Consider the following 22,158-nt stretch of genomic DNA (forward strand, 5'->3'; position numbering starts at 1 on the left):
CCGCTATTGTACCACTAGCCAAATAAGATGTTTGAAATATGTTTTTGTTACCTTGAGCGCAATCGAAAGTTCGACAAAAACATCTCTACTGCGCTCGATGTGACAATTGGATTGAATGCTGGTACAATAAAGTGGAATCAATTTTTTTAAATAAATTTGGAACAATTATTCCAGAATAATGCCCAGAACAAAACAATTTAATGAAAAAGAAGTATTGAACAAGGCCATGGAACTCTTTTGGGAAAAAGGGTTTCATGCCACTTCAATGCAAGATTTGGTATTGCGTTTGGGAATAAATAGAGCAAGTCTTTATGATACGTTTGGCGGGAAGGAAGAACTTTTTAACAAAGCTTTTCAACACTACAGGAATACTAATGGAACAATTATAAAAACACTTTTTGAAAAAGAGCATAGCGTAAAAGAAGGGTTAAACATACTTTTTGATAAGGCCATTCAAGAATCAATAGAGGATGAGTGCAGAAAAGGTTGTTTTGTGGTCAACACCACAACAGAGCTCGTTCCCAGTGATAAAAAGATTCATAAAGTATTAAAAGAAAACAAGGAAAATATCGAAAAACTCTTTATCGACTATATCCAAAAAGGGATTGATTCAGGCGAAATAGCTCCCCTTAAAAATCCGAATAACATAGGACTTATGCTTTTTACACTTTACAATGGTATGCGCGTACTGGCAAAGATAGATCCCGACCGACAAAAACTTAAAAGTATGGTCAAGGGCGGTCTTTCGGTGCTTGATTGATACCTACTCAACAATCCTAAATTTGACATTGACGGAAGTCTCCACTTTTATCTTTTCAAAATCGATATCCAAAGGTTCTGCTTCCTCCATATCCATGGCAGTAGTTTTCATTTCCATTCGTACTGATTGATTATACCTTGGATAGTAAGGTGTGGAAACATCAAGAATATGTATCGCAGCTCCCACAGATTGCCCTAAAGGTGTTGTGAGTGCCTCCGCCTTTTTCTTGGCCTTTTTGACCGCATCGGATTTTAGTGTCAATTCCAGAGCATCCATTTTTGAGTACTCGGTTTTTTCTAGATAGGTATTGGAGATGTCCAATCTTTCCAATGCAACCATAACTTCACCAGCTTTTTTTCCAGAATAGACCAAAAGTGAATACTGCTTGCTTTTAAGGACTTCTTTTCCTCTAAGAAAGTATTTTTTGAAGTTACTGCTCAGATCTTTGATGACCAATTGCTTATCTAAATCTATACCTAAGGCTCTAAGTCTACTGGCCATTTTATTTTCTTGCTCTTCAACGGATTTCCGTCCTTTGGAATCTTTTTCTTGAATAGTGATGTTCAGATAAATCTTGTCCGGTGTAACCAAAGTATCGACCCTTGCAGAGGTTTCCAAATAGGGAATATCCAAGAAATTCTTGGTTTGACTCAAAAGTGCGGTCGTAAATAAAAGACAGAGTATAGGAATTAGGGTATGTTTCATCATTTGTACTTTATTTTGTTTAAAGGTAAATACTTTGCCACAAGGTGCAAAACGTAGGTTGTTCTTAAAAGTTAAATAAAATAGAAGCGGATCTTAGATTCTATGGATTTGTTTCTTTCGTTATTTTTAGACTAAGTTTTAATCAGCTATCAGATAAATCCAACTATATGAAATTCGTTCTTGCTCCCGACAAATACAAAGGTTCTCTATCTGGGCAGCAATTTTGTGCTGCGGTCGAGAGCGGTATTGGATTGGTTCTCCCTGATGCTACGATTATTAGCAAACCCCTTGCGGATGGTGGCGATGGCACTTTAGAAGTTGTAAAAAGCTATTTGAAAGCTTCTAAGGTTAAGGTCGTGGTCAAAGACCCCCTTTTTCGGGATATTGAAGCTGAATATCTACTCTCTGATGATAAAAAGACAGCCTTTATTGAAATGTCCGAAGCTTCTGGTTATAAGTTGCTTTCCAAGGATGAATTGAATTGTATGTACACAACTTCGCAGGGTACTGGCGAGTTGATTGTTGATGCGCTGGAAAAAGGCGCCAACGAAATCATCTTGGGGATTGGTGGCAGCGCGACAAATGATGGCGGAATGGGTATGGCAACAGCTTTGGGCTATACATTTTTAGATGAAAATGGAAATGTGTTGAATCCTATAGGAAAGAATCTTACTTCTGTCAGAAAAATTGTTTCACTGAATGTCCATAAAAGACTGCCAATGACAACGGTGAAGGTAGCGTGTGATGTTACCAATCCATTGTACGGGAAAAATGGGGCTGCGTTTATTTATGGGCCACAAAAGGGTGCATCTAAAAGCGAAGTGAATTTGTTGGACAAGGGACTTCAACATTTTTCAGAAGTAGTAGGGTCAACATTTGGCAAAGAAATACATAATAGTAAGGGAGCAGGCGCTGCAGGAGGAATGGGTTTTGGTGCTATGGTGTTTCTCAATGGCACTTTGTCTTCAGGAATAAATCTTGTCATGGAAATGGCGGGATTTGATGATGCCATTAACGATGCAGATTGGATCATTACCGGAGAAGGCCAATTGGATGCCCAGACGTTATCTGGTAAAACCATAAGTGGGGTACTCCAAGCCGCTCAAAAAAGGAATATTCCTGTAGCTGCTTTTTGTGGGTCTGTTTCTATTTCTTTACCAGAACTTAAAACTCTGGGACTTCAATATGTAACATCAATTTTGAATAGGGTAGGTTCTCTCCACGAGGCAAAACAAAACAGTTTCAACAATTTGGAACTTGCCAGCTACAATTTTGCCAAACTATTGCAAACTTCAATCAAAAGGTAAAAGGTCAGGTTGCAAATACTTGACTTTTGCCATTGGGGACCGGTAGATGTCAAATCCGTAATGGCATGCCATCAATTCCTTAAAATTGAATTTTAATCTAGGAAACTCTTTTATAAAATCTTGAAAATTATCGGATTTTGATTTGATCATAAAATGATAAACGGCCCTTATGGCTGCTATGGTCAAAGTATGGTTGTATTTATCCGCTGCGTTGTGAATAACCGTAAATTGTTTAATCTGTTGCGTTACGTTCGTGATTGCCGTATTAACACCATACTTGGTTATGTGAACCCATGCCAAGCGTAGATGTGCTTCATGTGTAAATAATGAGGGAGGATATGTTCCTTTTTCAAACTGATACATAAAATTCAAATCTGTCATTTTAAGAATATTTTTTCTTCATTTTAAATTCCAACGAAGTTTTTACAGCTCCCCATTCATTTTCCAGAATAGAAAACAGAACCGTATCCCGTACAATTCCTTTTTTATCGATCCTATGATTTCTGATAATGCCCTCCTGTTTTGCTCCCAAGCGCAAGATGGCATTGCGTGACGGAAAATTATGGAAATTGGTCTTGAATTCAATGGCAATTGCATTTAATGCCTCAAAAGCGTGCTGTAGCATCAAATATTTACATTCTGTATTGATGCCTGTACGTTGTACTTGTTTTGCATACCAGGTATATCCTATTTCTGCCCTTCTGTTTGCAGCATCGATATTGCAAAATCGTGTGGAACCTACTATTTTATTTGTTCTTTTATCAATAACAACAAAGGGGAGGGCACGATTTTCATCTTGTTCCTTTAAAGCAAATTCCATGTATTCATCCACTGTGTTTTCAGATGGAACCGATGTATACCACAACTCCCAGAGATTACCGTCTGCGGCCGCTTGCAATAAACCTTCTTTGTGCAATTGTTGCATGGGAATCAGTTTGACCAAATTTCCTTCAAGTTCAATAGGTTGTAACCATGAATCCATAAACTATGTTTTAGCTGATCAAATATAAGTTTAATGTTGTTTTAAAATAAAAAGACCGGGCAACGCCCGGTCCTCTTATCAATCAAAAAACGAAATCAGAAATTCTTATCCAATCTCTTTAAATTCGTCTACATAAAAGAAATTTTCATTTTCTTTATTAATAATGTAGATGTCATCTTCTGCTAAGTATTCCAATGTTTTATCATCAACTTTCACAATAAAACCATTGTCGGTCGGCATAAGTTTAAAGTCTTGGTTTTTGGCTTTTTTATATTTTAATACCATATAATGTTCATACATGTCGTCATTATTGATGTCAACAGCAATCAACTTGGTGACTTTTCCAGGGATTATTTTTCTGGCTTTATCACGTTTTCCGGCGTCCTCTTCTTTGAACGCTACGGAATAATTTCTTCGCTCCATAACTTTTACGCTGTACTCCTTTTGAGTACCGTTAATTGTCACGGGAAATGTTTGAACCGTTGTAGATTCCATAGAACCTGATTCGTTGGTTTGTGCGAACGTTAGAGATGTTGATAGTGCTGCTATTGCTATAAGTGATACTATATTTTTCATGTGAACTGTTTTAGATTAAAAAAATTATTTTAATAAGGTTTATCGATTATTTCAAGTAAGAAGTGAACATCCAATTTCTTTTTTCCAACTCCCTTAAGAAATCGGTCAACATTTGTTCAGTGGCAATATCTCCGGTTTCCAAGGATGCGTTGATACCTTCCATCATGCTATTGTGGAGGATTTCAAAATCTTTTAGAGTTTCCCTTACCATTTCAAGTGCGGACAAATTGTCCTTGTTCTCCTTAATTTCAGACAACTCTAGGGATTTCTCCAACGTAAAGTTTGTTTTTACGCCAAATACCCTAATTCTTTCCGCTACAATATCGATGTTCTCTTTTACCGTGTTGTATTCATTTTCAAATTCTTCATGTAGTTCAAAAAATTCCGGTCCCTCAATATTCCAGTGAAAGTTTCTCAACTTGTTGTAGAATACCTGATAGTTTGCCAATAATGTATTTAGGGTTACCACTATTTCAGCGGTTTCTAGATATGTAAATCCTAATTTTTTAAAAGTTTTATTTTCTGAAGTTTTTATATTTTCCATCTTAATTTCGTTTGTGAATTAATAAATGCTCGATAAGTGTATGGCGTTCAAGATTATATTTTGAAAGCCTTGTGCTTATCAAATTCTGTTTAATGTATTTTGGAGGGGTGGGAATTAGAATTTCCCAATGTAAATAGTATAAGTCAATTACTTGACTTAGAACACGTAGATGGATATGTGTTTTCTCGAATAAATCATACTATCAATATATAGATTTTTAGAAAAAAGTCAAGTTTTTAACAGCTTTTAACGTTTCTCTCGGTAGTACTGAAAAGAAATCAGAATTAATGCTTATAATGTTTTGGTCAATTATATACAAAGAGATAAAGATCCATACAATTTAAATTATGCCAATCACATTTCTTGCAAATAAAAAACTGCATGGACTATACATATGGTGCCAATTACGAAGTATATCCAGTACTTAAAATTAGACAATTCATTCCCGTAGTTGTTATTCTCCATGTTCCAATTTGCAAGCCAAACAAAGAAAGTTTCACAAATTATCAATAAAATCTTATAAACGGGAATATCATTTTAAAAAGTTAGAGAACCCTTTTGGAGTTGAAAAGAATCTAGGATTTGGGAAGGGAGGCAAAGAGATTATCTATTTTCAATCATTTACATCCGTTTACAAACGAAAACAAACGTTTTAAAACCGTTTCGTGTTTTTTCTTGCTATTATGTTTGCCCTGTCGAATGATAAGCGTTCGATAGTATTAACTGTTTAACACGTAAAATTTAAAACATGAATTCACTAAGAAACAAAGTACAGTTGATTGGAAACTTGGGCAACGACCCAGAAATCGTACTATTGGAAAATGGCAGCAAACTGGCCAAGTTCTCAATTGCTACCAATGAATCCTACAAGAATTCCGAGGGAGAGAAAGTTACGGATACGCAATGGCACAATATCGTGGCTTGGGGGAAAACGGCCGAAATTGTCGAAAATTATTTAATGAAAGGCAAAGAAGTAGCCATTGAAGGAAAATTGGTTACACGCTCTTACGAAACCAAAGAAGGAGAGAAACGATATATCACAGAAATTAAATGTAATGAGTTATTGATGCTGGGCAAATAAATATAATACAGCTTGCACATTATCGAGAAAGAGGGTCAATCGCCCTCTTTCTTCTTTTAAAATCTGATTTAACTTTAAATTAAAGGAAAATCGAGTAACAATGATTGTAAGTGTTCGTCCAATAGTATAGCTGTTATTGTCATGAAAGCAATTCGTTTCATTTTGTTGGTCTTAATCTGTAGCTATTCCCTTGGGATAGTGGCTCAACAGAGTGCGAATTCCGTAATTGGATTGCGATTTTACGAAAGATTGGCTCAGCGCGATGCAGATTACGAACAATCACTTTTTCTTTTAAGCAATCAAGATGAATCTGATTATTGGGCAGACCAAGAAAACTACGAAAGACATTTAGGTAAAATCGATTTCACCTCATATTTGGTCTACATGAAAAGTAAGAAAGATGCATATGCAGAGCATCTGGGCAACTGCGAACATAAAATGTCGCATAGCGAACTTTATTTTCAGAAGGCCAAAGCCTATGTATCATTATTGGACTCTGACTATGAGCTCGGTAAAAATGCCAGTAAGGTAGCCCAATCGGGTATTAAAAATTAAATTCGTTAATAAGCATAACAATAAAAAAACCACCTATTAGGTGGTTTTCTATGCTACTTTCTTAAGTAGGTCAAAACATGGGCAGCGTTTACAGCGCTTATTTTCTCCCTTTTTAAATTTTTTACAGCACTTGGTTTTACAATTGGTCAAAGACAACTCTTTTAATAGTGCCTTTTTCTTTTTATTGGATTTATTTTTCTTTTTACCCATCGTAAAGTACAGATGAGACAAAAATAGTTATTTTAAATTAATCTAAATAAATAATCAAAAAATTATTCTCCCATGGTGTTGGAAGCTGCACTTTCCACATTAATTTGTTGCACATCCCTATCAAAAAGGTACAATCCGCCTTTATCGTTACCGATGAGATTTATTTTGTCCAAGATAGTCCTTGCCAAAGCTTCTTCTTCAATTTGTTCGGCAACGTACCATTGTAAGAAGTTATGTGTTGCATAGTCCTTTTCTTCCAAGGTTACATGTACCAAATCATTAATGCTTTTTGAAACAAAAATTTCATGTTCATATAGCTCTTCAAACATTTTTTGAAAAGAGACAAAGTCTATTTTCGGAGCTTTTAATTGTGAAATCTGAGCATGACCGCCACGTTCGTTTACATATTTGACCAGTTTGAGCATGTGCATACGTTCTTCATCCGAGTGGCCGTACATAAATCCTGCGATTCCTTCCAGACCTTTTATCTCTGCCCAAGATGCCATTGATAGATATACTTGTGAGGATTCGGCCTCTATCTTTATCTGATTGTTGAGTGCTTTTTCCAGTTTTTTAGATAACATAATTCTATGCTTTACTACAAAGTTACAAATTAAAGGGCCGCAAGACTAGAAGTAAATCTCCTGTGCCAAACGAAATGTGTTTGCATGGGCCTCCACAATGGTTTTAATATCAGGGGAATACCCGCCGCCCATACTACATTGCACGGGAACTTTGGCATCAAAACATGTTTGGAGCACATAGCGGTCGCGCTCCTTACAACCATTCAAAGTCATTCCCAGCGTTCCCAGTTTATCCGAAGAAAGTACATCCACGCCACAGAGATAAAAAATAAAGTCGGGGTTCACCTTTGTTACAAGTTCTGGGAGTGTATTTTTTAAGATAGAAAGATATTCCCCATCTGTTATTCCTTTCTCAAGGGGGATATCCAAATCGGATATTTCTTTTTTAAACGGATAATTTCCGCTGCCATGCATTGAAAATGTAAAAACCGAATCGTCATCCTGAAATATTTTAGCCGTACCATTGCCCTGGTGTACATCTAAATCCACAATCAATATTTTTTGTGCCAAACCCTCATTTTGAAGAAACTTGGCACCAATGGCTTGATCGTTCAGCATGCAGAATGCTTCACCTCGGTTGGAATAAGCATGGTGTGTGCCTCCCGCAATGTTCATGGCTATGCCATGCTCCAAAGCAAATTCACAGCCTTTTATGGTGCCGTCCGCTATAATCCGCTCCCTTTGTACCAGCTCATTACTTAATGGAAAACCTATTTTTCGGGCGGCGCTTGGTTTAATGTCTAGATTGATGAGCTTGTTATAGTATTCCTCTTCATGTGCCGCTAAAATGACAGTATCGTTCGGAGTTCCTGGTTGAAAAAAATTAGCATCATCACAGGTGCCTTCATGCAACAATTGCTGCGGTAAAAGATCGTATTTGATCATGGGAAAGCGATGACCCTCTGGTAAAGGATGCTTATAAATAGGATGAAAGGCAATTTTGAGCATTATAAAATCAATCTTTTTTGTGCAACGCCAATTGAATACGTTTTCTCGGTACATCAACATCCAAAACTTTTACTACGATTTGCTGATGCAAACTGACATGCGCATTTACATCTTTCACAAAAGAATCGGATAGGTTCGAAACATGGATAAGACCACTTTCTTTGATGCCAATATCCACAAAACACCCAAAATTGGTAATATTGTTGACAATTCCAGGTAACAATTGGCCTTGCTGTAAATCGGTAATTTGCTTGATATTTTGATTGAAGGTGAAAAGCTTTGCTTTTTCCCTACGGTCCAGCCCCGGTCGTTTCAACTCTTCTAGAATATCCTTCAAGGTCGGCATTCCAACGGTGTTCGTGCAATACGATTCTAAATCTATCTGTTGTATGACAGCTTCGTTTTGAACAATAGCTGATACCGCTATCCCTTTGTCCTTGGCCATTTTTGAAACAATAGGATAACTTTCAGGATGCACCGCGGAATCATCCAAAGGATTGATGCCATCTTTTATGCGTAAGAATCCAGCACCCTGCTCAAAGGCTTTACCGCCCAAACGGGGAACTTTTTTAATTTCTTCCCTGCTCTTAAAGGCACCGTTTTCATTTCTATAAGCGACTATATTTTCGGCAAGTTTAGGTCCAATACCGGATACATAGCTAAGTAAAGGAACGCTAGCGGTGTTTATGTTCACACCAACAGTGTTTACGCAACTTTCCACGACCGTATTCAACGAAGTTTTGAGTTTTGTCTGATCCACATCGTGCTGGTATTGTCCTACACCGATGGATTTTGCATCTATTTTGACCAATTCCGCCAATGGATCGGCCAAACGGCGACCAATAGAAACCGCTCCCCGTACGGTAACATCGTAATTGGGAAATTCGTCCCGTGCTATTTTTGAAGCTGAATAAATAGAGGCACCCGCCTCGCTGACCACAAATACTTCAATAGGGTTTTTAAAGGATATTCGCTTTACCAATCGTTCCGTTTCGCGCGATGCCGTTCCGTTTCCTATGGCAATAGCTTCAATTTTGTGCGCATCCACCAAAGAACTTATTTTTTTAATGGCATCCGAACTTTTGTTTTGGGGCGCATGGGGATAAATGGTTTCGTTGTGCTTTAAATCTCCCTGCGCGTCCAGGCAAACCACCTTGCATCCTGTTCTAAAACCAGGGTCTATGGCCAAAATTCGCTTCTCGCCCAAAGGCGCACCAAGCAACAATTGTTTTAAGTTCTTGGAAAAAACCTGAATAGCATCGGTATCCGCTTTTTCTTTGGCATTTCTTAGAAGCTCACTGGACAAGGAAGGGAACAACAATCGTTTGTAAGCATCGGCAATGGCAAATTTAATTTGAACGGTACAGGCATTGTCCGATTTTATGATGCGCCTCTCCATGTTGTCGAGTGCCCTATCATGATCAATTTCAATTTTTACACGGATAAAACCTTCTTTTTCCGCTCTTAGGATGGCTAAGAATCGATGCGAAGGACATCGGTTAAGTGATTCGCTCCAATCAAAATAATCTCGGAATTTTTGGGCTTTTTCGTCATCTTTTTTTGTTTTGACAACCTTTGTAGTAACCAAGGCATGTCGCTCCAATTGATTTCGTAGTTGGTTGCGGATATCCGTACGTTCATTGATCCATTCTGCTATAATATGGCGAGCACCTTCCAGTGCATCATCCTCATTAATGATTTCATTACTGAGATATTTGGAAGCAATAAATTCGATTTCATCGCTTTTTTGGGCCATGATGATTTTTGCCAAAGGTTCAAGCCCCTGTTTTCTGGCAGTCTCCGCTTTTGTTTTTTTACTTTTTTTAAAGGGAAGGTATATATCTTCCAATGTAGCTAAATCGATGCAGTTCTCAAACTTTCTTTTTAAGTCGGGAGTGAGTGCCCCTTGTTCGTCAACTGCTTTAATGACGGCCTGCTTTCTCTTTTCAAGTGCCTCAAATTGGGTTTTAAACTTTACGATTTCTCCTACTTGTACTTCGTCCAGATTACCCGTACGTTCTTTTCGATATCTGGATATAAAGGGAATGGTACAATCTTCGTTCAATAGTGCAACGGTATTTTCAATACTTTTTTCTGAAAGATGTGTTTGTTTTAGAATATAGGGGATGAGTTGCATGGATTCTTAGTGATGTGTATTTATTCTTTTAGAAATCAGTAGATGGTTACCTATTGAAATTTATGGTTTTTCAACAAATGTCAGATTAAAGCTGTCTTTGTCGACAAACAGGCGCAATTGAAACCTACTTTGGACGGACGAACAGTTCTCGACTGCGCTCGAACCGACAATATTGAATATTTTAAAAATTTGATAATCAATTCATTATAAATTATTTTCAGTACGTATTTATCTACTGAACTCTATACTCTTTTTTTGATAGGCTGAAGTGTCATATCGAGCGCAGTCGAGATGTTGTACACTAATCATCCGGTTGATATTTTGAGTGTGTAGCATTTCGGCATTCGGCCAAAATTTTTAGTAGATTGAAATCTCCGCTTGCTAAAGCTAGCTTCTTTTTTGCACTCCATTTTTTGATTTTCTTTTCAAAATAAATTGCTTGTATCACATTATTGAATTCTTGTTTGAAAATCAGTTGTACGGGTCTTCTTTTATAAGTAAAGCTTTGTGGTTTCAATCCTTTTTGATGTTCTTCGAATCTTCGATTGAAGTCATTGGTGATTCCTGTGTAGGTTGAACCATCGGAACATAACAAGATGTAGACATAATATCTGAACATTCAACTTTTTTCAGCATGCATCTCGACTGCGCTCGATGTGACATACATATACAATTATTGGAATTAATTTATACCCTCACCATTCCCAACTCCATCCTCATCTGGGTTCACAAATACCAATTTTCCTTCTTTGTTCTCCGTCATCAAAATCATCCCCTCACTTTCAACCCCACGTAATTTTCTAGGTGCCAGATTTACCAAAACGGTTACTTTTTTGCCTATAATTTCTTCAGGTGTAAAACTCTCTGCAATTCCTGAAACAATGGTTAGGGTATCTAAGCCCGTATCCACTTTTAACACTAAAAGTTTATTGGCTTTCGGCATTTTTTCTGCCGCTATGATGGTGCCTACTCGCATATCCAGCTTCGTAAAGTCATCAAAGGTAATGGTGTCTTTTTGTCTTGCAATTTCTTTTTCCATTTGACTTGTGCTGAGCTCTGTCGAAGCATTCGCCTTTTTGGTAGCTTCAAGTTTTGCCAATTGCACTTCAATTTCTTTGTCCTCCACTTTACGGAACAACAATTCACTTTTATTGATTTGATGTCCCGATTGGATAAGGGTTTCTTCTTTTTCAATAGTACTCCAAGAAGACTCGAAAGTGTTTTTTGTGCTATTTTCGGTATGGTCGCTGAGCCTTTCGACTTTGCTCAAGACTGGCGTAGTGGAAGCGATATTGAGTATGTTTTTAAGCTTTTTGGATGTAAACGGCAAAAAAGGTTCGCTCAAAATTGCTAAACCAGTAGCAATCTGAAGTGCAACGAACATCACTGTTTTGGTACGTTTTTCATCAGTTTTAATGAGCTTCCAAGGCTCTTCATCGGCCAAATACTTATTGCCCAATCGCGCCAAGTTCATTAATTCTTGACTTGCTTCCCTAAATCTATAGCGTTCCAGGGAACTGGAAATAAGCGCTGGAAAATTCCGTAAAGACTTCAGCGTTTCTTTGTCAATATCGTGGAATTCATCTGGGTAAGGAATTGCACCGTCATAATACTTATGGGTCAGAACCGCCACACGATTTATAAAATTGCCAAAAATGGCAACGAGTTCGTTATTGTTTCTCGCCTGAAAATCCTTCCAAGTAAAATCGTTATCCTTTGTTTCAGGGGCGTTGGCAGTCAATGTATAGCGAAGCACATCTTCCATACCTGGAAATTCCTCCAAATACTCGTGTAGCCAAACCGCCCAATTTTTGGATGTTGATAGCTTGTTGCCTTCTAGGTTTAGAAATTCATTTGCAGGTACATTTTCCGGTAAGATAAAGTCACCATGTGCCTTAAGCATACTTGGAAAGATAATACAGTGAAAAACAATGTTGTCCTTACCGATAAAGTGAAGCAGTTTACTCTCTTTATCTTTCCAATAGGGTTCCCAGTCCCTTCCTTCTCTTTGTGCCCATTCCTTTGTTGAAGAGATATATCCAATGGGAGCATCGAACCAAACATAGAGCACCTTTCCTTCGCCACCTTCAACAGGTACGGGAATTCCCCAATCCAGATCGCGCGTAACGGCACGTGGCTTTAGACCGTCATCTATCCAAGATTTACATTGCCCGTAGACATTGGGTTTCCAATCGTTTTTGTGGCCTTCCAAAATCCATTTTTTTAAAAAATCTTCATAACGGTCCAATGGTAAAAACCAATGTTTGGTCCTTTTCAATATTGGGATTGCTCCTGTTATCGTAGATTTTGGATTGATTAGATCAGTAGCGTTTAGGGATGAACCACAATTTTCGCACTGATCCCCATAAGCCTCTTCATATCCGCATTTTGGACAAGTACCCGTAACAAATCGATCTGCCAAAAACTGCTTGGCTTCATCATCATAAAGTTGTTCCGTAACCTCTTCTATAAAATCTCCTTGATGATATAGTTTTTCAAAGAAATCCGATGCGGTTTTATGATGAATTTCTGCCGATGTACGGGAATAATTATCAAAGGAAATTCCAAAATCAACAAAAGACTTTTTAATAATTTCATGGTACCTGTCAATAATTTCCTTTGGGGTAACGCCTTCTTTTTTGGCCCTCATGGGGATCGCCACTCCATGTTCATCGCTACCGCAGATAAAAGCTACATCTTTCCCCTGCAATCTTTGGTATCGCGCGTAGATATCCGCAGGGACATAAACCCCGGCCAAATGACCAATATGGATGGGGCCATTGGTATAGGGCAGCGCTGCGGTAATGGTATATCTTGATGATGATGAAGTCTGAGACATGTACTATTTAGATTAAGCCTCAAAAATACAGAATTTCATTAGAGTGGTTCTATCCTTTATGTGAAGTAGTTAGTGAATGTACCGACATCGAAAACAGTATTAATTTTTAGTTGGAAATTTAAATATTCCAAATATTATAAGAATACACTTATAAAAATTGATACCATGAGTACTGGTAATCCTAAAAAATGAAGAAACTTGAGAAATTTAAATCCATCTTAAAAGAGGAAAAAGAAGAAATGACCAAAATCTACAAAAACAAAAATCATGAAGTGAAGAAGGCGTTATCTTTTAAAACAGATAATAACAAACCCAAGTTGACTTAAAAAAAGGAAACCTCCGAATAATGCATTCCTAATTATGGGGTGGGGAGATGCACTATCGGAGGATTCTGGAATGTTAGTGTTATACTTTTTCTACATTATCATTACGGATTTACTCATTCTCTGGTCCCCGACCTGAATTTGATAAATATATTTTCCAGTAGATAAGCTGTCGCGCATTCGTTCCCTGATATTAATTTCTGCGGAACCTTCCATCATCATTTCATTGAAAACAGTTCCTACATTTTGACCAAGAATATTATATAGCTGAATATCAACATGGGCCGCAACGGGCATTTCCAGGTAAATATGGGGGTTTCTTTCAGATGGATAATAGGGTTTGTGGACAATCGTATTCAGTAATTCTGGATTAGGTTCCATGCTATCAGGACTTGGTGGAGTCTCTGGTAATGTTGGCGGATCATTATCCATGGCTATATCGGGGAAATCCGTGCCACTACAATTGAAGCCGAGATTTACCGGGGCGTAAGGGTGATTTAATAAATGCTGTTCCACCAATGGAATGGGAACACATAGCCATTCGGCAAGAACCGTAGCATATAGATCCCTAAAATCCATGGTATAATCCAAATTTCCACGACTGTTAGGGCTATCCAATGATGGGTGTTCCCCTACAAAAGCACTTCCCTTTAATCCTGACCCAAAAAATAGTGTGGGCGCAGCTTTTCCATGATCTGTTCCTGTAGAGCCATTTTCAAAAATTCTACGTCCAAATTCAGAGAAAGTCATACTCAATACCTGTTCGTCCTGATTGGTAAAGGCGATGTCTTCGTAAAAATTGTTTATTGCTATCGAAAGATTTGACATCAATCGTTCGTGAACAAGAGGTTGATTACCGTGGGTATCAAAACCTCCCATGGAAATCATATATACTTTGGTGCCCAGATTTCCTTTAATCAGTCTGGCCAACAAAGCCAATTGTCTTGCAAAACCGTTCTCTTGGTATTCGACTTGATTTTGTCCTCTTTCGTATGCTTCGTGTATTTTCCCTGCATATTCGTAGGTTGTATTGGCAACGCCTCTTAAAAATTTAAGTTGGTCACCGTACATACAGTTATCAAAAGGTGCATTTTCAATATCATAAAAAGACCCGGTTTCGGCAATTTCTTCCAGTTGGTCCACATTATTCGTTACAAAGGCATAGTTGGTCTCTTCACCTTGAAAGACCAAGTTGGCCAAATTTCCAATTTGAATTGCTGCAGGAGCTTCCGGTGGATTGATTAAATAATTAGGATAAATATTCTCAAAATGCCTTCCCATCCAGCCTGTATTCAGTCCCGAAAAACCGGTACTGGTTAAATCGGTATTCGCAAAAATATCGGATCCTGTAAAGTGTGACAGACTTTGGCGTTCGTAACCTACTCCATGTACCGCTTTAAATTGACCTTCGCCCCAAAGAGGCTCTAAGGCACTCATATACGTAGGTACACCGAAATCATCCGTAAGTTTTAAGACCTTACTTTCTGGAATGTAGATATTAGGTCTTGCATTGGCATAGGTATCATATTGTTGAATAGGAATAACAGTACTTAATCCATCGTTACCTCCTGAAAGTCTTATTAAAATAAGAATATTATCAGTTTCAGCTGCTGCAATTGCAGAGGTTAAAGGAGAAGGTCCAGATGCAGTAAGTAAGTTGCTTCCCAAAAACATGGAGCCAGACCCGGCTATACCCAAAGCTTGAAGGAAAGAACGTCTGCTCCAGTTTTTATGTTCCAAATCATGGCCTTCGTGTTCTAGGCCTTTATATGGTGTAGTATCGTGATCGTGATGAGTATCGCACATAGTAGTAGGGGTTATTTAAGTTGAAATTCAGGTTGTCTAGACAAGTGAAGCAAGAGTAAGTACACTTGAACATCCGTATTCTCAAGTGTCATGTTCCAAGAACCACTTTCAAACATGTTGGTATCCTCAAAAGGTTCTCTAAAAACAGTTATGGCGGCATCGTATTGAGAGTCTTCCAAAAGTCCTTTTGGAGTTATTTTTTCAATAATGGCCCTAGCTACTACCTCTGGATCATTTTCAGTGTTTCCATTAGCTCCCGTAGCGTTTGTCGCCTCAATTCCAAATATCCTGAATTGTTCGTTGTTCGCATTATGGAGATTGCCAAGTAATTCTTCCATGCTCAACCAACGGCCTATAATAAAATTAGTATTGATCCATTGCCTGTCCCGTTGCCAACCTGCGACATCAAATGGATCAAAAAGCTCTTGACCTAATAATTCTGTGCTACCATCAACAAACAATAAATTACTATCGTTGTAAGTAAATCCAGTTTCTTTAAAGAAGTTTAGATATAGGTCATAGGGGCTTTTGATAATGACACCTATAGCGGTTTCATCAAAAAAGTGCTGACTTTTAAATAATTCTGAAAGTACAGGTGCAATTTCAAAGTTACTGGAAACCATTCTTTGTGCCATGCCTGCAATGATATCCGGAGCATTTCCTCCTTCATCGTTTGTAGAATCTGGGTGCACAAAAAATTCATATAATTTCTTGCAGATGAAACCTGCAATTAGATCAGCTTTTTGGGTAAAAAGAATATCGATTGTTTCATCGTAGCCCCAATTACCTGTTTGCCCAAAAATAGTTTTATTGTCGGTATTAAAGTTTTCTGGATTGAAAGTAACCTGTGTACAACCTTCTTCGCCACGTTCCGTATATCCAGAAAGTGACTTTGCCGTTTCTATAATATCGTCTTCTGTATAGCCATTGCCTTCACCCAGTGTAAAAAGTTCGTAGAGTTCACGGGCATAATTTTCATTTGGATTGCTACCCCGGTTCCTTACACCATCCAAATAATAGAGCATAGCGCTGGTCAAACCTATTTCACTTACGAAAGTTCTAAAGTTTCCTAAAGCATTTCGCTGTAGACAGTTGATGTAGTAATACAGAAAAGAGCTGCAATTGTAAACATCTAATTCGGTGACAAAATGATTGCTCCAAAAGAAGCTCATTCTATCTCTTAGGTTATTGTCCAGTAACGAATTAATATAGGAAAGTTTAAACTCTTCTTGTTGAGCTCGCCTTATCTGTCTGGCCAAGTCGTCATCTTCAGGGTAATTGGCGTTAGTCCAATCTGCCCATTCCGGTGCAGGAATTACAGGCGCAGCAAGGGCCTGATTTACTAAAGTGTTCACTAAATTACCTGCGGTCTCTCCAACGGCGGCATTAATTGTCTGTATTGATGCGCTAAAACCCAGTCTTCTGTATAAATGCTCAGCACGGGTTTTATCCATTGGGGTATTGTACTCCGCTAAAGGTGAGGAATTACAATTGATAAAGTACTCCATAACAATGTTTGGGGTTAAGAAAGTCCATAGTTTAGGGGCAACTATATGTTTAGTTGATGTTGGTGTGGTCCAATTGAGCCAACAAATTACAATGTTAACGTTGTTTTTGCCGTGAACTGTTAAATTTTTCGACGAACTGCACAATTAATTTAATATTTTTCGGGCTTCATGGGAAAACACAATGATTTTGGAAAGCTTGGCGAACAAAAAGCAGTTGATTTTCTGCTTCAAAATGGATATGAAATCTGTTGCAAAAACTACAGGTACTTAAAAGGTGAAATCGATATTATCGCAATAAAACAAGATATTCTAGCAGTTATTGAAGTAAAATCTAGAAACAATGCATTTTTTGAAGACTTATCAGATACCATTAACCAGAAAAAAATTAAGCTCCTCATAGCAGCTGCCAATCAATATATTGAAGAAAATAATCTGGATTTTGAGGTTAGGTTTGATGTAATAACGGTAATCAGTGATAAGGGAATGTTTTTTATAGAACATTTGGAAAATGCTTTCTATCATTTTTAACCGTTTGTTTTATATGTAACAGTATGTTATTTTTGTCTAAATCAAAACCTCGATGAAAACGATATCAGCTGTAGTTGAGCATTACATTAAAAAAAAGCCATTTTTGCAAAGCGCACTAGCCCAAGGTATTATTAATCTTACCTCACTGTCCAGACAAATCAAACCTGAAATTTCAGATGCATTGGGCAAAAATGTTAAAGATGGTGCGATAGTTATGGCATTAAAACGACTTTCAGATGATCTGGAATTTAGGGCAACGCACAAAATTGTAAAGGTTTTAAAAAACATCGGTGAAATTACGGTGCGTTCTTCATTAACGGATTACACCTTTTTGGCATCCGATACTATTTTACAACAACAAGCCAAACTTTTGGAAGAAGTAAACACCAATCAAGATGTTTTCTATACATCTTCACGGGGAGTGAATGAGATGAATATTGTCATCAGTAATGTAATGGACGCTATTGTAGAAAAATATTTTAAGCGTGAGCGCTGTACACAAAAAGCTGAAAACCTCTCATCGATTACAGTAAAACTTCCAGCAGAAAATGTCTCCGTACCCGGAATTTATTATTTTATTTTTCAAAGGCTGGCATGGGAGGGCATAGTGCTTTACGAGGTAATCTCAACTACAAATGAGTTCACGATTCTGGTCAACGAAGAACAGGTTGATGTGGCTTTTAAAACAATCAAAGATTTGAAGACCTTATAAGAAGGCAATAAATAGACTAAAGTATTGGCATTTTCGTTGTTAAAAAGGATATATTTCTGACCAATCAATGAAAAAAAGATTTTTACTTGGTATACTGACACTCTTGCTACTATACATTGGTTATTTATTATACATCTTTGTTTTATCTCCCAAGACCAATTTACAGTCCATTTATCTGATTCCAAAGGACGCGGTTTTCGTCATTGAATCTGAAAAACCTGTGGAAAGCTGGGAGAAAGTAAGTGAAAGTGAAGCTTGGCAACATCTACAAAAAAATGGATACTTTGCCGAATTGACCGAAAATATTCAGAAGGTCGATACCATTTTCAATAACAACCATAAGCTGTTCGAATTTTTTGATGGGCGTTCACTCTTTATTTCCATTCACATGGTTTCGCCCAAAGATTATGGTATTTTCTATGTGTTGGACCTGAAGCGAATCGCTAAATTAAAACTCCTCAAAACGTATTTAAATACCTTGCTCAATGATAACTATACGTTGAGCAAGCGAAATTATCATGATCACGAAATTCTGGAGATTTATGACCGAAAGAATAAAGAGACCATGTATTTGGCCTTTGTGAAAAACCAGTTGGTAGCTTCATATACCCATACGCTTGTGGAATCATCTATAGACCAATATCAAGAACCCGTACTTGGTAGGGATTTGAGTTTTATTGAAATCAATAAAAAGGTAGGTTATGAAGATTTGTTCCGACTCTATCTGCAATATGATTTTTTGGATGAATATTATAAACGTTTTTCCGATAAGCCCAATGATTGGATCAATAGAATGGAAGAAAACTTCCTTTTTTCGGGATTTAGTTTTGATTTGGATGATAACAGTACCATCACGGCCAACGGCTTTACAAATCTTGATGTGACGAATCAAAACTATCTAAAGGCGCTCCAAAAATCCGGAACATCTAAAAGGACAATACCAAAAATTGCTCCAAAACGAACTGCACTGTATGTCAGCTATGGATTTGAAAGCTTCTCGGATTTCTATGAAAATTTTATGATAGTCCAGCAGGACGATTCAGAACAATTTGATAGCTACAAAGCGGGAATTTCAAAAATCGAAAAGTTTTTAAAAATTGATATCAAGGAAAATTTTGTAAGCTGGATAGGGGATGAAATTGCACTGCTTCAAATTCAATCCAGTATTACAAAAGGAAAAAATGAAATGGCTTTGGTACTTAAAACGAACAACAAGGATGACGCAAAAAGAAACCTGGATTTTGTCTTAAAGCAAATAAGAAAGAAAACACCGGTTAAGTTTAAGGCGGTAGATTATAAAGAACATGAAATCAACTTCCTTTCTATCAAGGGCTTTTTCAAAATATTGCTAGGAGGTCGCTTTGAGCAGTTTGATAAACCCTATTTTACTACTGTAGAGGATTACGTAGTGTTCAGCAATAATCCCAATACGCTAAAAAGTATCATTAATGACTTTACCGACAAAGAAACCCTATCCAATTCAAAAGATTTTCAGGATTTTAATAAAGAGTTCGAAGGGGAGTCCAGTTTGTTCGTTTACAGTAATATACCTGTTTTGTACAATAACATGTATGATTTGGCAGATGGCAGCACCAGAATACAGTTAAGAAAGAACAAAGATTTTATTGTCTGTTTTCCGCAGGTAGGTTTTCAACTTACGCCAGAAGATGATTTGTTCGAGAGCCGATTGGTTGTCAATTATCAGGATGTGGAAACGGTCAAAGAAAAAGCCCAGTTTCAAGAACGTAAGGCTCGGCCAAAACCAAAAACCCAACCATCAAGACAACAAGAGATTACCGAAGCTGTTTTTAATTTAAAACCAATTTATCCCACGGACCTGAATGCAAAATCTTTTATAAAAAAGCATGCAAACGGAAAACCTAGGTTCAAGGTTGAACTAAAGGACGGTCTCAAACATGGTCGCTATACGGAATTTTATGCCAATGGTGTTGAAAAAATAAAAGGACGTTTTAAAAATGACCAACAAGTCGGTACTTGGCGGTACTACGATGATAAAGAAGAGTTGATTCTAAAGAAACGGTTTTAGTATAATTTTTGTAGAACTTCTTGGAATCGACTTTCATTTAGTAACTTGATTTCCCAAACCAAGAGTCACTACAAATGAAAAAAACCTTCCAAGCGGCAGTAATACTTCTTTTTGTTTTTTCAACCCATTTAGGAATCTGTCAAGATCTCTATTTTCCAGAACGTAACGAAACATGGCAATCCGCTAAAAAGAATCAATTTTCTTTTGATGAAACCAAGTTGGAGGCAGCAGTAGATTTTGCAAAGGAAAACGAGTATTCCGGTTCCAAGGATTTACGTCAGGCAATTTTGAAAGGCTTTCAACGCGAACCCTTTCATGAGATTTTAGGACCTACCAAAAAGCGCGGCGGACCAGCAGGTATGATTTTGAAAGATGGATTTCTTATCACTTCTTGGGGAGATACCAAGCGGGTCGATATGACCTTTAGTGTGACTAAAAGTTTTCTTTCCACGATGGCCGGTTTGGCATTGGATAAAGGACTTATTTCCAATGTGGATGACAACGTTGGGGATTATATTTGGGACGGTACTTTTGATGGAGAGCACAACAGAAAGATAACATGGGAGCATCTGTTGCAACAGAATTCAGATTGGTCGGGCGAACTTTGGGGGCTAAAAGATTGGGCGGATAGACCACCAAAAGAAGGTGGCTTGGATGATTGGAAATTCAGAAAACTCAACGAACCCGGTACGGTTATGGAATACAACGATGTCCGTGTCAATGTGCTTTCCTATTCGCTTACCCATGTTTGGCGCAAGCCTTTGCCCATGGTGCTGAAAGATAATTTTATGGACAGGATAAATGCCTCGACAACATGGCGCTGGTATGGTTATGATCATGCCTGGACTGAAATTGACGGGATACAAATGAAGTCCGTTACGGGTGGCGGACATTCGGGAGCAGGTTTGTTCATCAGCACCGAAGATATGGCACGTTTTGGTTTGGTATTCCTTAATAATGGTAAATGGAAAAAGGAACAATTACTAAGTGAGGATTGGATTGCAAAAGCTACTACACCTTCGGTGCCCAATAGCAATTATGGGTATATGTGGTGGTTAAACCAAAAAGGCTCTCGCCATTGGGAAGGAGTTCCTGAGCATTTGTTTTATGCAGCAGGCTTTGGAGGGAATTTTATCGTGATAGATCAAAAAACGGGTTTGATGTTGGTAACACGTTGGTTGGAACCCAATAAAATAGGAGAGTTTGTTAAGCTGGTTTATGATGCTTTTTGATTGCGATAATCGCCCCCGATGCTTTGTATTTAATGTTGATAAATGTTCAAAGAAAAGAGTGCTAAGTAGTCTAATCTTTTAGTTTGATATCGCAAAACCCGAAGGTTATGCTGTTCTTCTTGTCCAAAGGATTGTCATAGTCCCTAAATACCTTTTCGCCTATCTCAAAAGGAACGGGGTTTTTGAAAATGGGACCATCAAAACAGAACGTATGGAATTCCCCGTTTTCGCCACAAGGGTCAACATCTTTTGGAAGTCTATCAATCAGTTCCAAAGACAATTCTTTCCCCAGAAAAGACATATCTAGCTTTAAAGTATCAATACATATAATAATTGCCTTAAAACCTACATCTATAAATTCATGAATCAACTGTTTGGTATCTATCTTCCATAACGGGAAAATGGCTTTGATTCCGTAAGGCAAAAGCATCTGTTCTCGATATCGCTTTAAATCTTCCAGAAAAATATCACCAAAAACAGTTTGCGTATATCCCTTAGATTTTAACCACTCTATTTTGCCCATCATCAAACTGTTGTACTCCTCCATACTCGGTTTTTCAGGAACTTCAATTATATTTAAAGGTATTCCGATGGCTTCAGCTTGGACCTCCAAAACTTTTCTGTGAAGTCCATGCATGGAGACTCTGTTATGATGCTTGTTTAAGGTGGTCAGCAACAGGTCAATTTCCATATTATTTTTCTGTTGGTGATAGTAAAGCGCCAAAGCCGAGTCTTTCCCAGAACTCCAATTGAAATAGGTTTTTGTTTTTTGGA

Annotated in this window: 21 protein-coding genes and 1 pseudogene; 9 read left to right on the forward strand and 13 right to left on the reverse strand. The window is 37.7% G+C overall.

From position 1 onward, the window contains the following. The first annotated feature begins 178 nt into the window (after positions 1-178). Positions 179-760, forward strand: coding sequence for a TetR/AcrR family transcriptional regulator (locus HME9304_RS09100; RefSeq protein ID WP_112378294.1), 582 nt, complete (start codon positions 179-181; stop codon positions 758-760). Positions 761-763: 3 nt separating this feature from the next. Here the strand turns inward: HME9304_RS09100 and HME9304_RS09105 are convergent, their stop codons facing one another. Continuing rightward, a complete protein-coding gene (locus HME9304_RS09105) occupies positions 764-1,468 on the reverse strand; it encodes an SIMPL domain-containing protein (protein ID WP_239023228.1) in 705 nt (234 codons plus the stop codon). A gap of 164 nt (positions 1,469-1,632) precedes the next feature. Here HME9304_RS09105 and HME9304_RS09110 point away from each other — a divergent pair, with 164 nt between their 5' ends. Further along, entirely contained in the window at positions 1,633-2,772 is a 1,140-nt protein-coding gene (locus tag HME9304_RS09110; protein ID WP_112378296.1) for a glycerate kinase, read from the forward strand. Here HME9304_RS09110 and HME9304_RS09115 read toward each other — a convergent pair. The 4 genes from HME9304_RS09115 to HME9304_RS09130 all read right to left on the reverse strand — a co-directional run bounded on the left by HME9304_RS09115 (position 2,758) and on the right by HME9304_RS09130 (position 4,874). After that, positions 2,758-3,153: a hypothetical protein gene (locus HME9304_RS09115; protein WP_112378297.1), complete on the reverse strand. Its 396-nt coding sequence runs from the start codon at positions 3,151-3,153 to the stop codon at positions 2,758-2,760. The genes HME9304_RS09110 and HME9304_RS09115 overlap by 15 nt on opposite strands. Before the next feature lies 1 nt (position 3,154). Then, positions 3,155-3,754 carry a GNAT family N-acetyltransferase gene (locus tag HME9304_RS09120; RefSeq protein WP_112378298.1) on the reverse strand — a complete coding sequence of 200 codons (600 nt, stop codon included), beginning with the start codon at positions 3,752-3,754 and terminating at the stop codon, positions 3,155-3,157. A 105-nt stretch (positions 3,755-3,859) separates the two neighbouring features. After that, the gene (locus HME9304_RS09125; protein WP_112378299.1) at positions 3,860-4,330 is read right to left on the reverse strand and encodes a hypothetical protein; all 471 of its coding nucleotides are present in this window, start codon (positions 4,328-4,330) and stop codon (positions 3,860-3,862) included. A gap of 46 nt (positions 4,331-4,376) precedes the next feature. Then, positions 4,377-4,874, reverse strand: a complete 498-nt coding sequence (locus HME9304_RS09130) for a Dps family protein (RefSeq protein ID WP_112378300.1) — start codon at positions 4,872-4,874, stop codon at positions 4,377-4,379. A 748-nt stretch (positions 4,875-5,622) separates the two neighbouring features. On the opposite strand from HME9304_RS09130, the gene HME9304_RS09135 reads away from it, so the two are divergent. Further along, on the forward strand, positions 5,623-5,955 hold the full coding sequence (locus HME9304_RS09135; protein ID WP_112378301.1) for a single-stranded DNA-binding protein: 333 nt from the start codon (positions 5,623-5,625) through the stop codon (positions 5,953-5,955). A gap of 141 nt (positions 5,956-6,096) precedes the next feature. Further along, the gene (locus tag HME9304_RS09140) at positions 6,097-6,510 is read left to right on the forward strand and encodes a hypothetical protein (RefSeq protein ID WP_112378302.1); all 414 of its coding nucleotides are present in this window, start codon (positions 6,097-6,099) and stop codon (positions 6,508-6,510) included. A 272-nt stretch (positions 6,511-6,782) separates the two neighbouring features. On the opposite strand, the gene HME9304_RS09145 is transcribed toward HME9304_RS09140, so the two are convergent. The 5 genes from HME9304_RS09145 to metG all read right to left on the reverse strand — a co-directional run bounded on the left by HME9304_RS09145 (position 6,783) and on the right by metG (position 13,228). Continuing rightward, positions 6,783-7,304 (reverse strand): ferritin, encoded by a 522-nt coding sequence (locus HME9304_RS09145; RefSeq protein ID WP_112378303.1) that lies wholly within the window; start codon positions 7,302-7,304, stop codon positions 6,783-6,785. Positions 7,305-7,349: 45 nt separating this feature from the next. Continuing rightward, a complete protein-coding gene (locus tag HME9304_RS09150) occupies positions 7,350-8,252 on the reverse strand; it encodes a histone deacetylase family protein (RefSeq protein ID WP_112379778.1) in 903 nt (300 codons plus the stop codon). 7 nt (positions 8,253-8,259) lie between these two features. Then, on the reverse strand, positions 8,260-10,389 hold the full coding sequence (locus tag HME9304_RS09155; protein ID WP_112378304.1) for a Tex family protein: 2,130 nt from the start codon (positions 10,387-10,389) through the stop codon (positions 8,260-8,262). A gap of 301 nt (positions 10,390-10,690) precedes the next feature. Continuing rightward, entirely contained in the window at positions 10,691-11,008 is a 318-nt protein-coding gene (locus tag HME9304_RS09160) for a GIY-YIG nuclease family protein (protein ID WP_112378305.1), read from the reverse strand. 63 nt (positions 11,009-11,071) lie between these two features. Next, entirely contained in the window at positions 11,072-13,228 is a 2,157-nt protein-coding gene (gene metG / locus HME9304_RS09165; RefSeq protein ID WP_112378306.1) for a methionine--tRNA ligase, read from the reverse strand. A gap of 188 nt (positions 13,229-13,416) precedes the next feature. On the opposite strand from metG, the gene HME9304_RS16975 reads away from it, so the two are divergent. Further along, the gene (locus HME9304_RS16975) at positions 13,417-13,554 is read left to right on the forward strand and encodes a hypothetical protein (protein WP_164674825.1); all 138 of its coding nucleotides are present in this window, start codon (positions 13,417-13,419) and stop codon (positions 13,552-13,554) included. A gap of 90 nt (positions 13,555-13,644) precedes the next feature. On the opposite strand, the gene HME9304_RS09170 is transcribed toward HME9304_RS16975, so the two are convergent. Next, positions 13,645-15,357 (reverse strand): DUF1501 domain-containing protein, encoded by a 1,713-nt coding sequence (locus HME9304_RS09170; RefSeq protein WP_112378307.1) that lies wholly within the window; start codon positions 15,355-15,357, stop codon positions 13,645-13,647. A gap of 11 nt (positions 15,358-15,368) precedes the next feature. Continuing rightward, positions 15,369-16,865, reverse strand: coding sequence for a DUF1800 domain-containing protein (locus tag HME9304_RS09175; protein ID WP_112378308.1), 1,497 nt, complete (start codon positions 16,863-16,865; stop codon positions 15,369-15,371). A 168-nt stretch (positions 16,866-17,033) separates the two neighbouring features. Between HME9304_RS09175 and HME9304_RS09180 the strand changes: the two genes are divergently transcribed. The 4 genes from HME9304_RS09180 to HME9304_RS09195 all read left to right on the forward strand — a co-directional run bounded on the left by HME9304_RS09180 (position 17,034) and on the right by HME9304_RS09195 (position 21,384). Beyond that, complete coding sequence (locus tag HME9304_RS09180; protein ID WP_112378309.1) at positions 17,034-17,393, forward strand: YraN family protein; 360 nt, start codon at positions 17,034-17,036, stop codon at positions 17,391-17,393. Between the two features lie 52 nt (positions 17,394-17,445). Next, positions 17,446-18,105 (forward strand): aspartate kinase, encoded by a 660-nt coding sequence (locus tag HME9304_RS09185; RefSeq protein ID WP_112378310.1) that lies wholly within the window; start codon positions 17,446-17,448, stop codon positions 18,103-18,105. Between the two features lie 67 nt (positions 18,106-18,172). Continuing rightward, entirely contained in the window at positions 18,173-20,152 is a 1,980-nt protein-coding gene (locus tag HME9304_RS09190; RefSeq protein ID WP_112378311.1) for a DUF3352 domain-containing protein, read from the forward strand. Positions 20,153-20,226: 74 nt separating this feature from the next. Then, entirely contained in the window at positions 20,227-21,384 is a 1,158-nt protein-coding gene (locus HME9304_RS09195; protein ID WP_112378312.1) for a serine hydrolase domain-containing protein, read from the forward strand. Between the two features lie 70 nt (positions 21,385-21,454). Here HME9304_RS09195 and HME9304_RS09200 read toward each other — a convergent pair. Beyond that, a pseudogene (locus tag HME9304_RS09200) lies at positions 21,455-22,132 on the reverse strand (Dph6-related ATP pyrophosphatase); the annotation flags it as partial. Positions 22,133-22,158: the final 26 nt, after the last annotated feature.

The organism is Flagellimonas maritima, from assembly GCF_003269425.1.
Taxonomy (GTDB): domain Bacteria; phylum Bacteroidota; class Bacteroidia; order Flavobacteriales; family Flavobacteriaceae; genus Flagellimonas; species Flagellimonas maritima.

Bases quoted from the DNA above. Each gene is read 5' to 3' on its own strand.
- HME9304_RS09155 (WP_112378304.1), bottom strand. From the start codon at position 10,389: ATGCAACTCATCCCCTATATTCTAAAACAAACACATCTTTCAGAAAAA.
- HME9304_RS09105 (WP_239023228.1), bottom strand. From the start codon at position 1,468: ATGATGAAACATACCCTAATTCCTATACTCTGTCTTTTATTTACGACC.
- HME9304_RS09140 (WP_112378302.1), top strand. From the start codon at position 6,097: ATGAAAGCAATTCGTTTCATTTTGTTGGTCTTAATCTGTAGCTATTCC.
- HME9304_RS09180 (WP_112378309.1), top strand. From the start codon at position 17,034: ATGGGAAAACACAATGATTTTGGAAAGCTTGGCGAACAAAAAGCAGTT.
- HME9304_RS09195 (WP_112378312.1), top strand. From the start codon at position 20,227: ATGAAAAAAACCTTCCAAGCGGCAGTAATACTTCTTTTTGTTTTTTCA.
- metG (WP_112378306.1), bottom strand. From the start codon at position 13,228: ATGTCTCAGACTTCATCATCATCAAGATATACCATTACCGCAGCGCTG.
- HME9304_RS09175 (WP_112378308.1), bottom strand. From the start codon at position 16,865: ATGGAGTACTTTATCAATTGTAATTCCTCACCTTTAGCGGAGTACAAT.
- HME9304_RS09170 (WP_112378307.1), bottom strand. From the start codon at position 15,357: ATGTGCGATACTCATCACGATCACGATACTACACCATATAAAGGCCTA.
- HME9304_RS09115 (WP_112378297.1), bottom strand. From the start codon at position 3,153: ATGACAGATTTGAATTTTATGTATCAGTTTGAAAAAGGAACATATCCT.
- HME9304_RS09145 (WP_112378303.1), bottom strand. From the start codon at position 7,304: ATGTTATCTAAAAAACTGGAAAAAGCACTCAACAATCAGATAAAGATA.
- HME9304_RS09185 (WP_112378310.1), top strand. From the start codon at position 17,446: ATGAAAACGATATCAGCTGTAGTTGAGCATTACATTAAAAAAAAGCCA.
- HME9304_RS09100 (WP_112378294.1), top strand. From the start codon at position 179: ATGCCCAGAACAAAACAATTTAATGAAAAAGAAGTATTGAACAAGGCC.
- HME9304_RS16975 (WP_164674825.1), top strand. From the start codon at position 13,417: ATGAAGAAACTTGAGAAATTTAAATCCATCTTAAAAGAGGAAAAAGAA.
- HME9304_RS09160 (WP_112378305.1), bottom strand. From the start codon at position 11,008: ATGTTCAGATATTATGTCTACATCTTGTTATGTTCCGATGGTTCAACC.
- HME9304_RS09110 (WP_112378296.1), top strand. From the start codon at position 1,633: ATGAAATTCGTTCTTGCTCCCGACAAATACAAAGGTTCTCTATCTGGG.
- HME9304_RS09135 (WP_112378301.1), top strand. From the start codon at position 5,623: ATGAATTCACTAAGAAACAAAGTACAGTTGATTGGAAACTTGGGCAAC.
- HME9304_RS09150 (WP_112379778.1), bottom strand. From the start codon at position 8,252: ATGCTCAAAATTGCCTTTCATCCTATTTATAAGCATCCTTTACCAGAG.
- HME9304_RS09190 (WP_112378311.1), top strand. From the start codon at position 18,173: ATGAAAAAAAGATTTTTACTTGGTATACTGACACTCTTGCTACTATAC.
- HME9304_RS09125 (WP_112378299.1), bottom strand. From the start codon at position 4,330: ATGAAAAATATAGTATCACTTATAGCAATAGCAGCACTATCAACATCT.
- HME9304_RS09130 (WP_112378300.1), bottom strand. From the start codon at position 4,874: ATGGAAAATATAAAAACTTCAGAAAATAAAACTTTTAAAAAATTAGGA.
- HME9304_RS09120 (WP_112378298.1), bottom strand. From the start codon at position 3,754: ATGGATTCATGGTTACAACCTATTGAACTTGAAGGAAATTTGGTCAAA.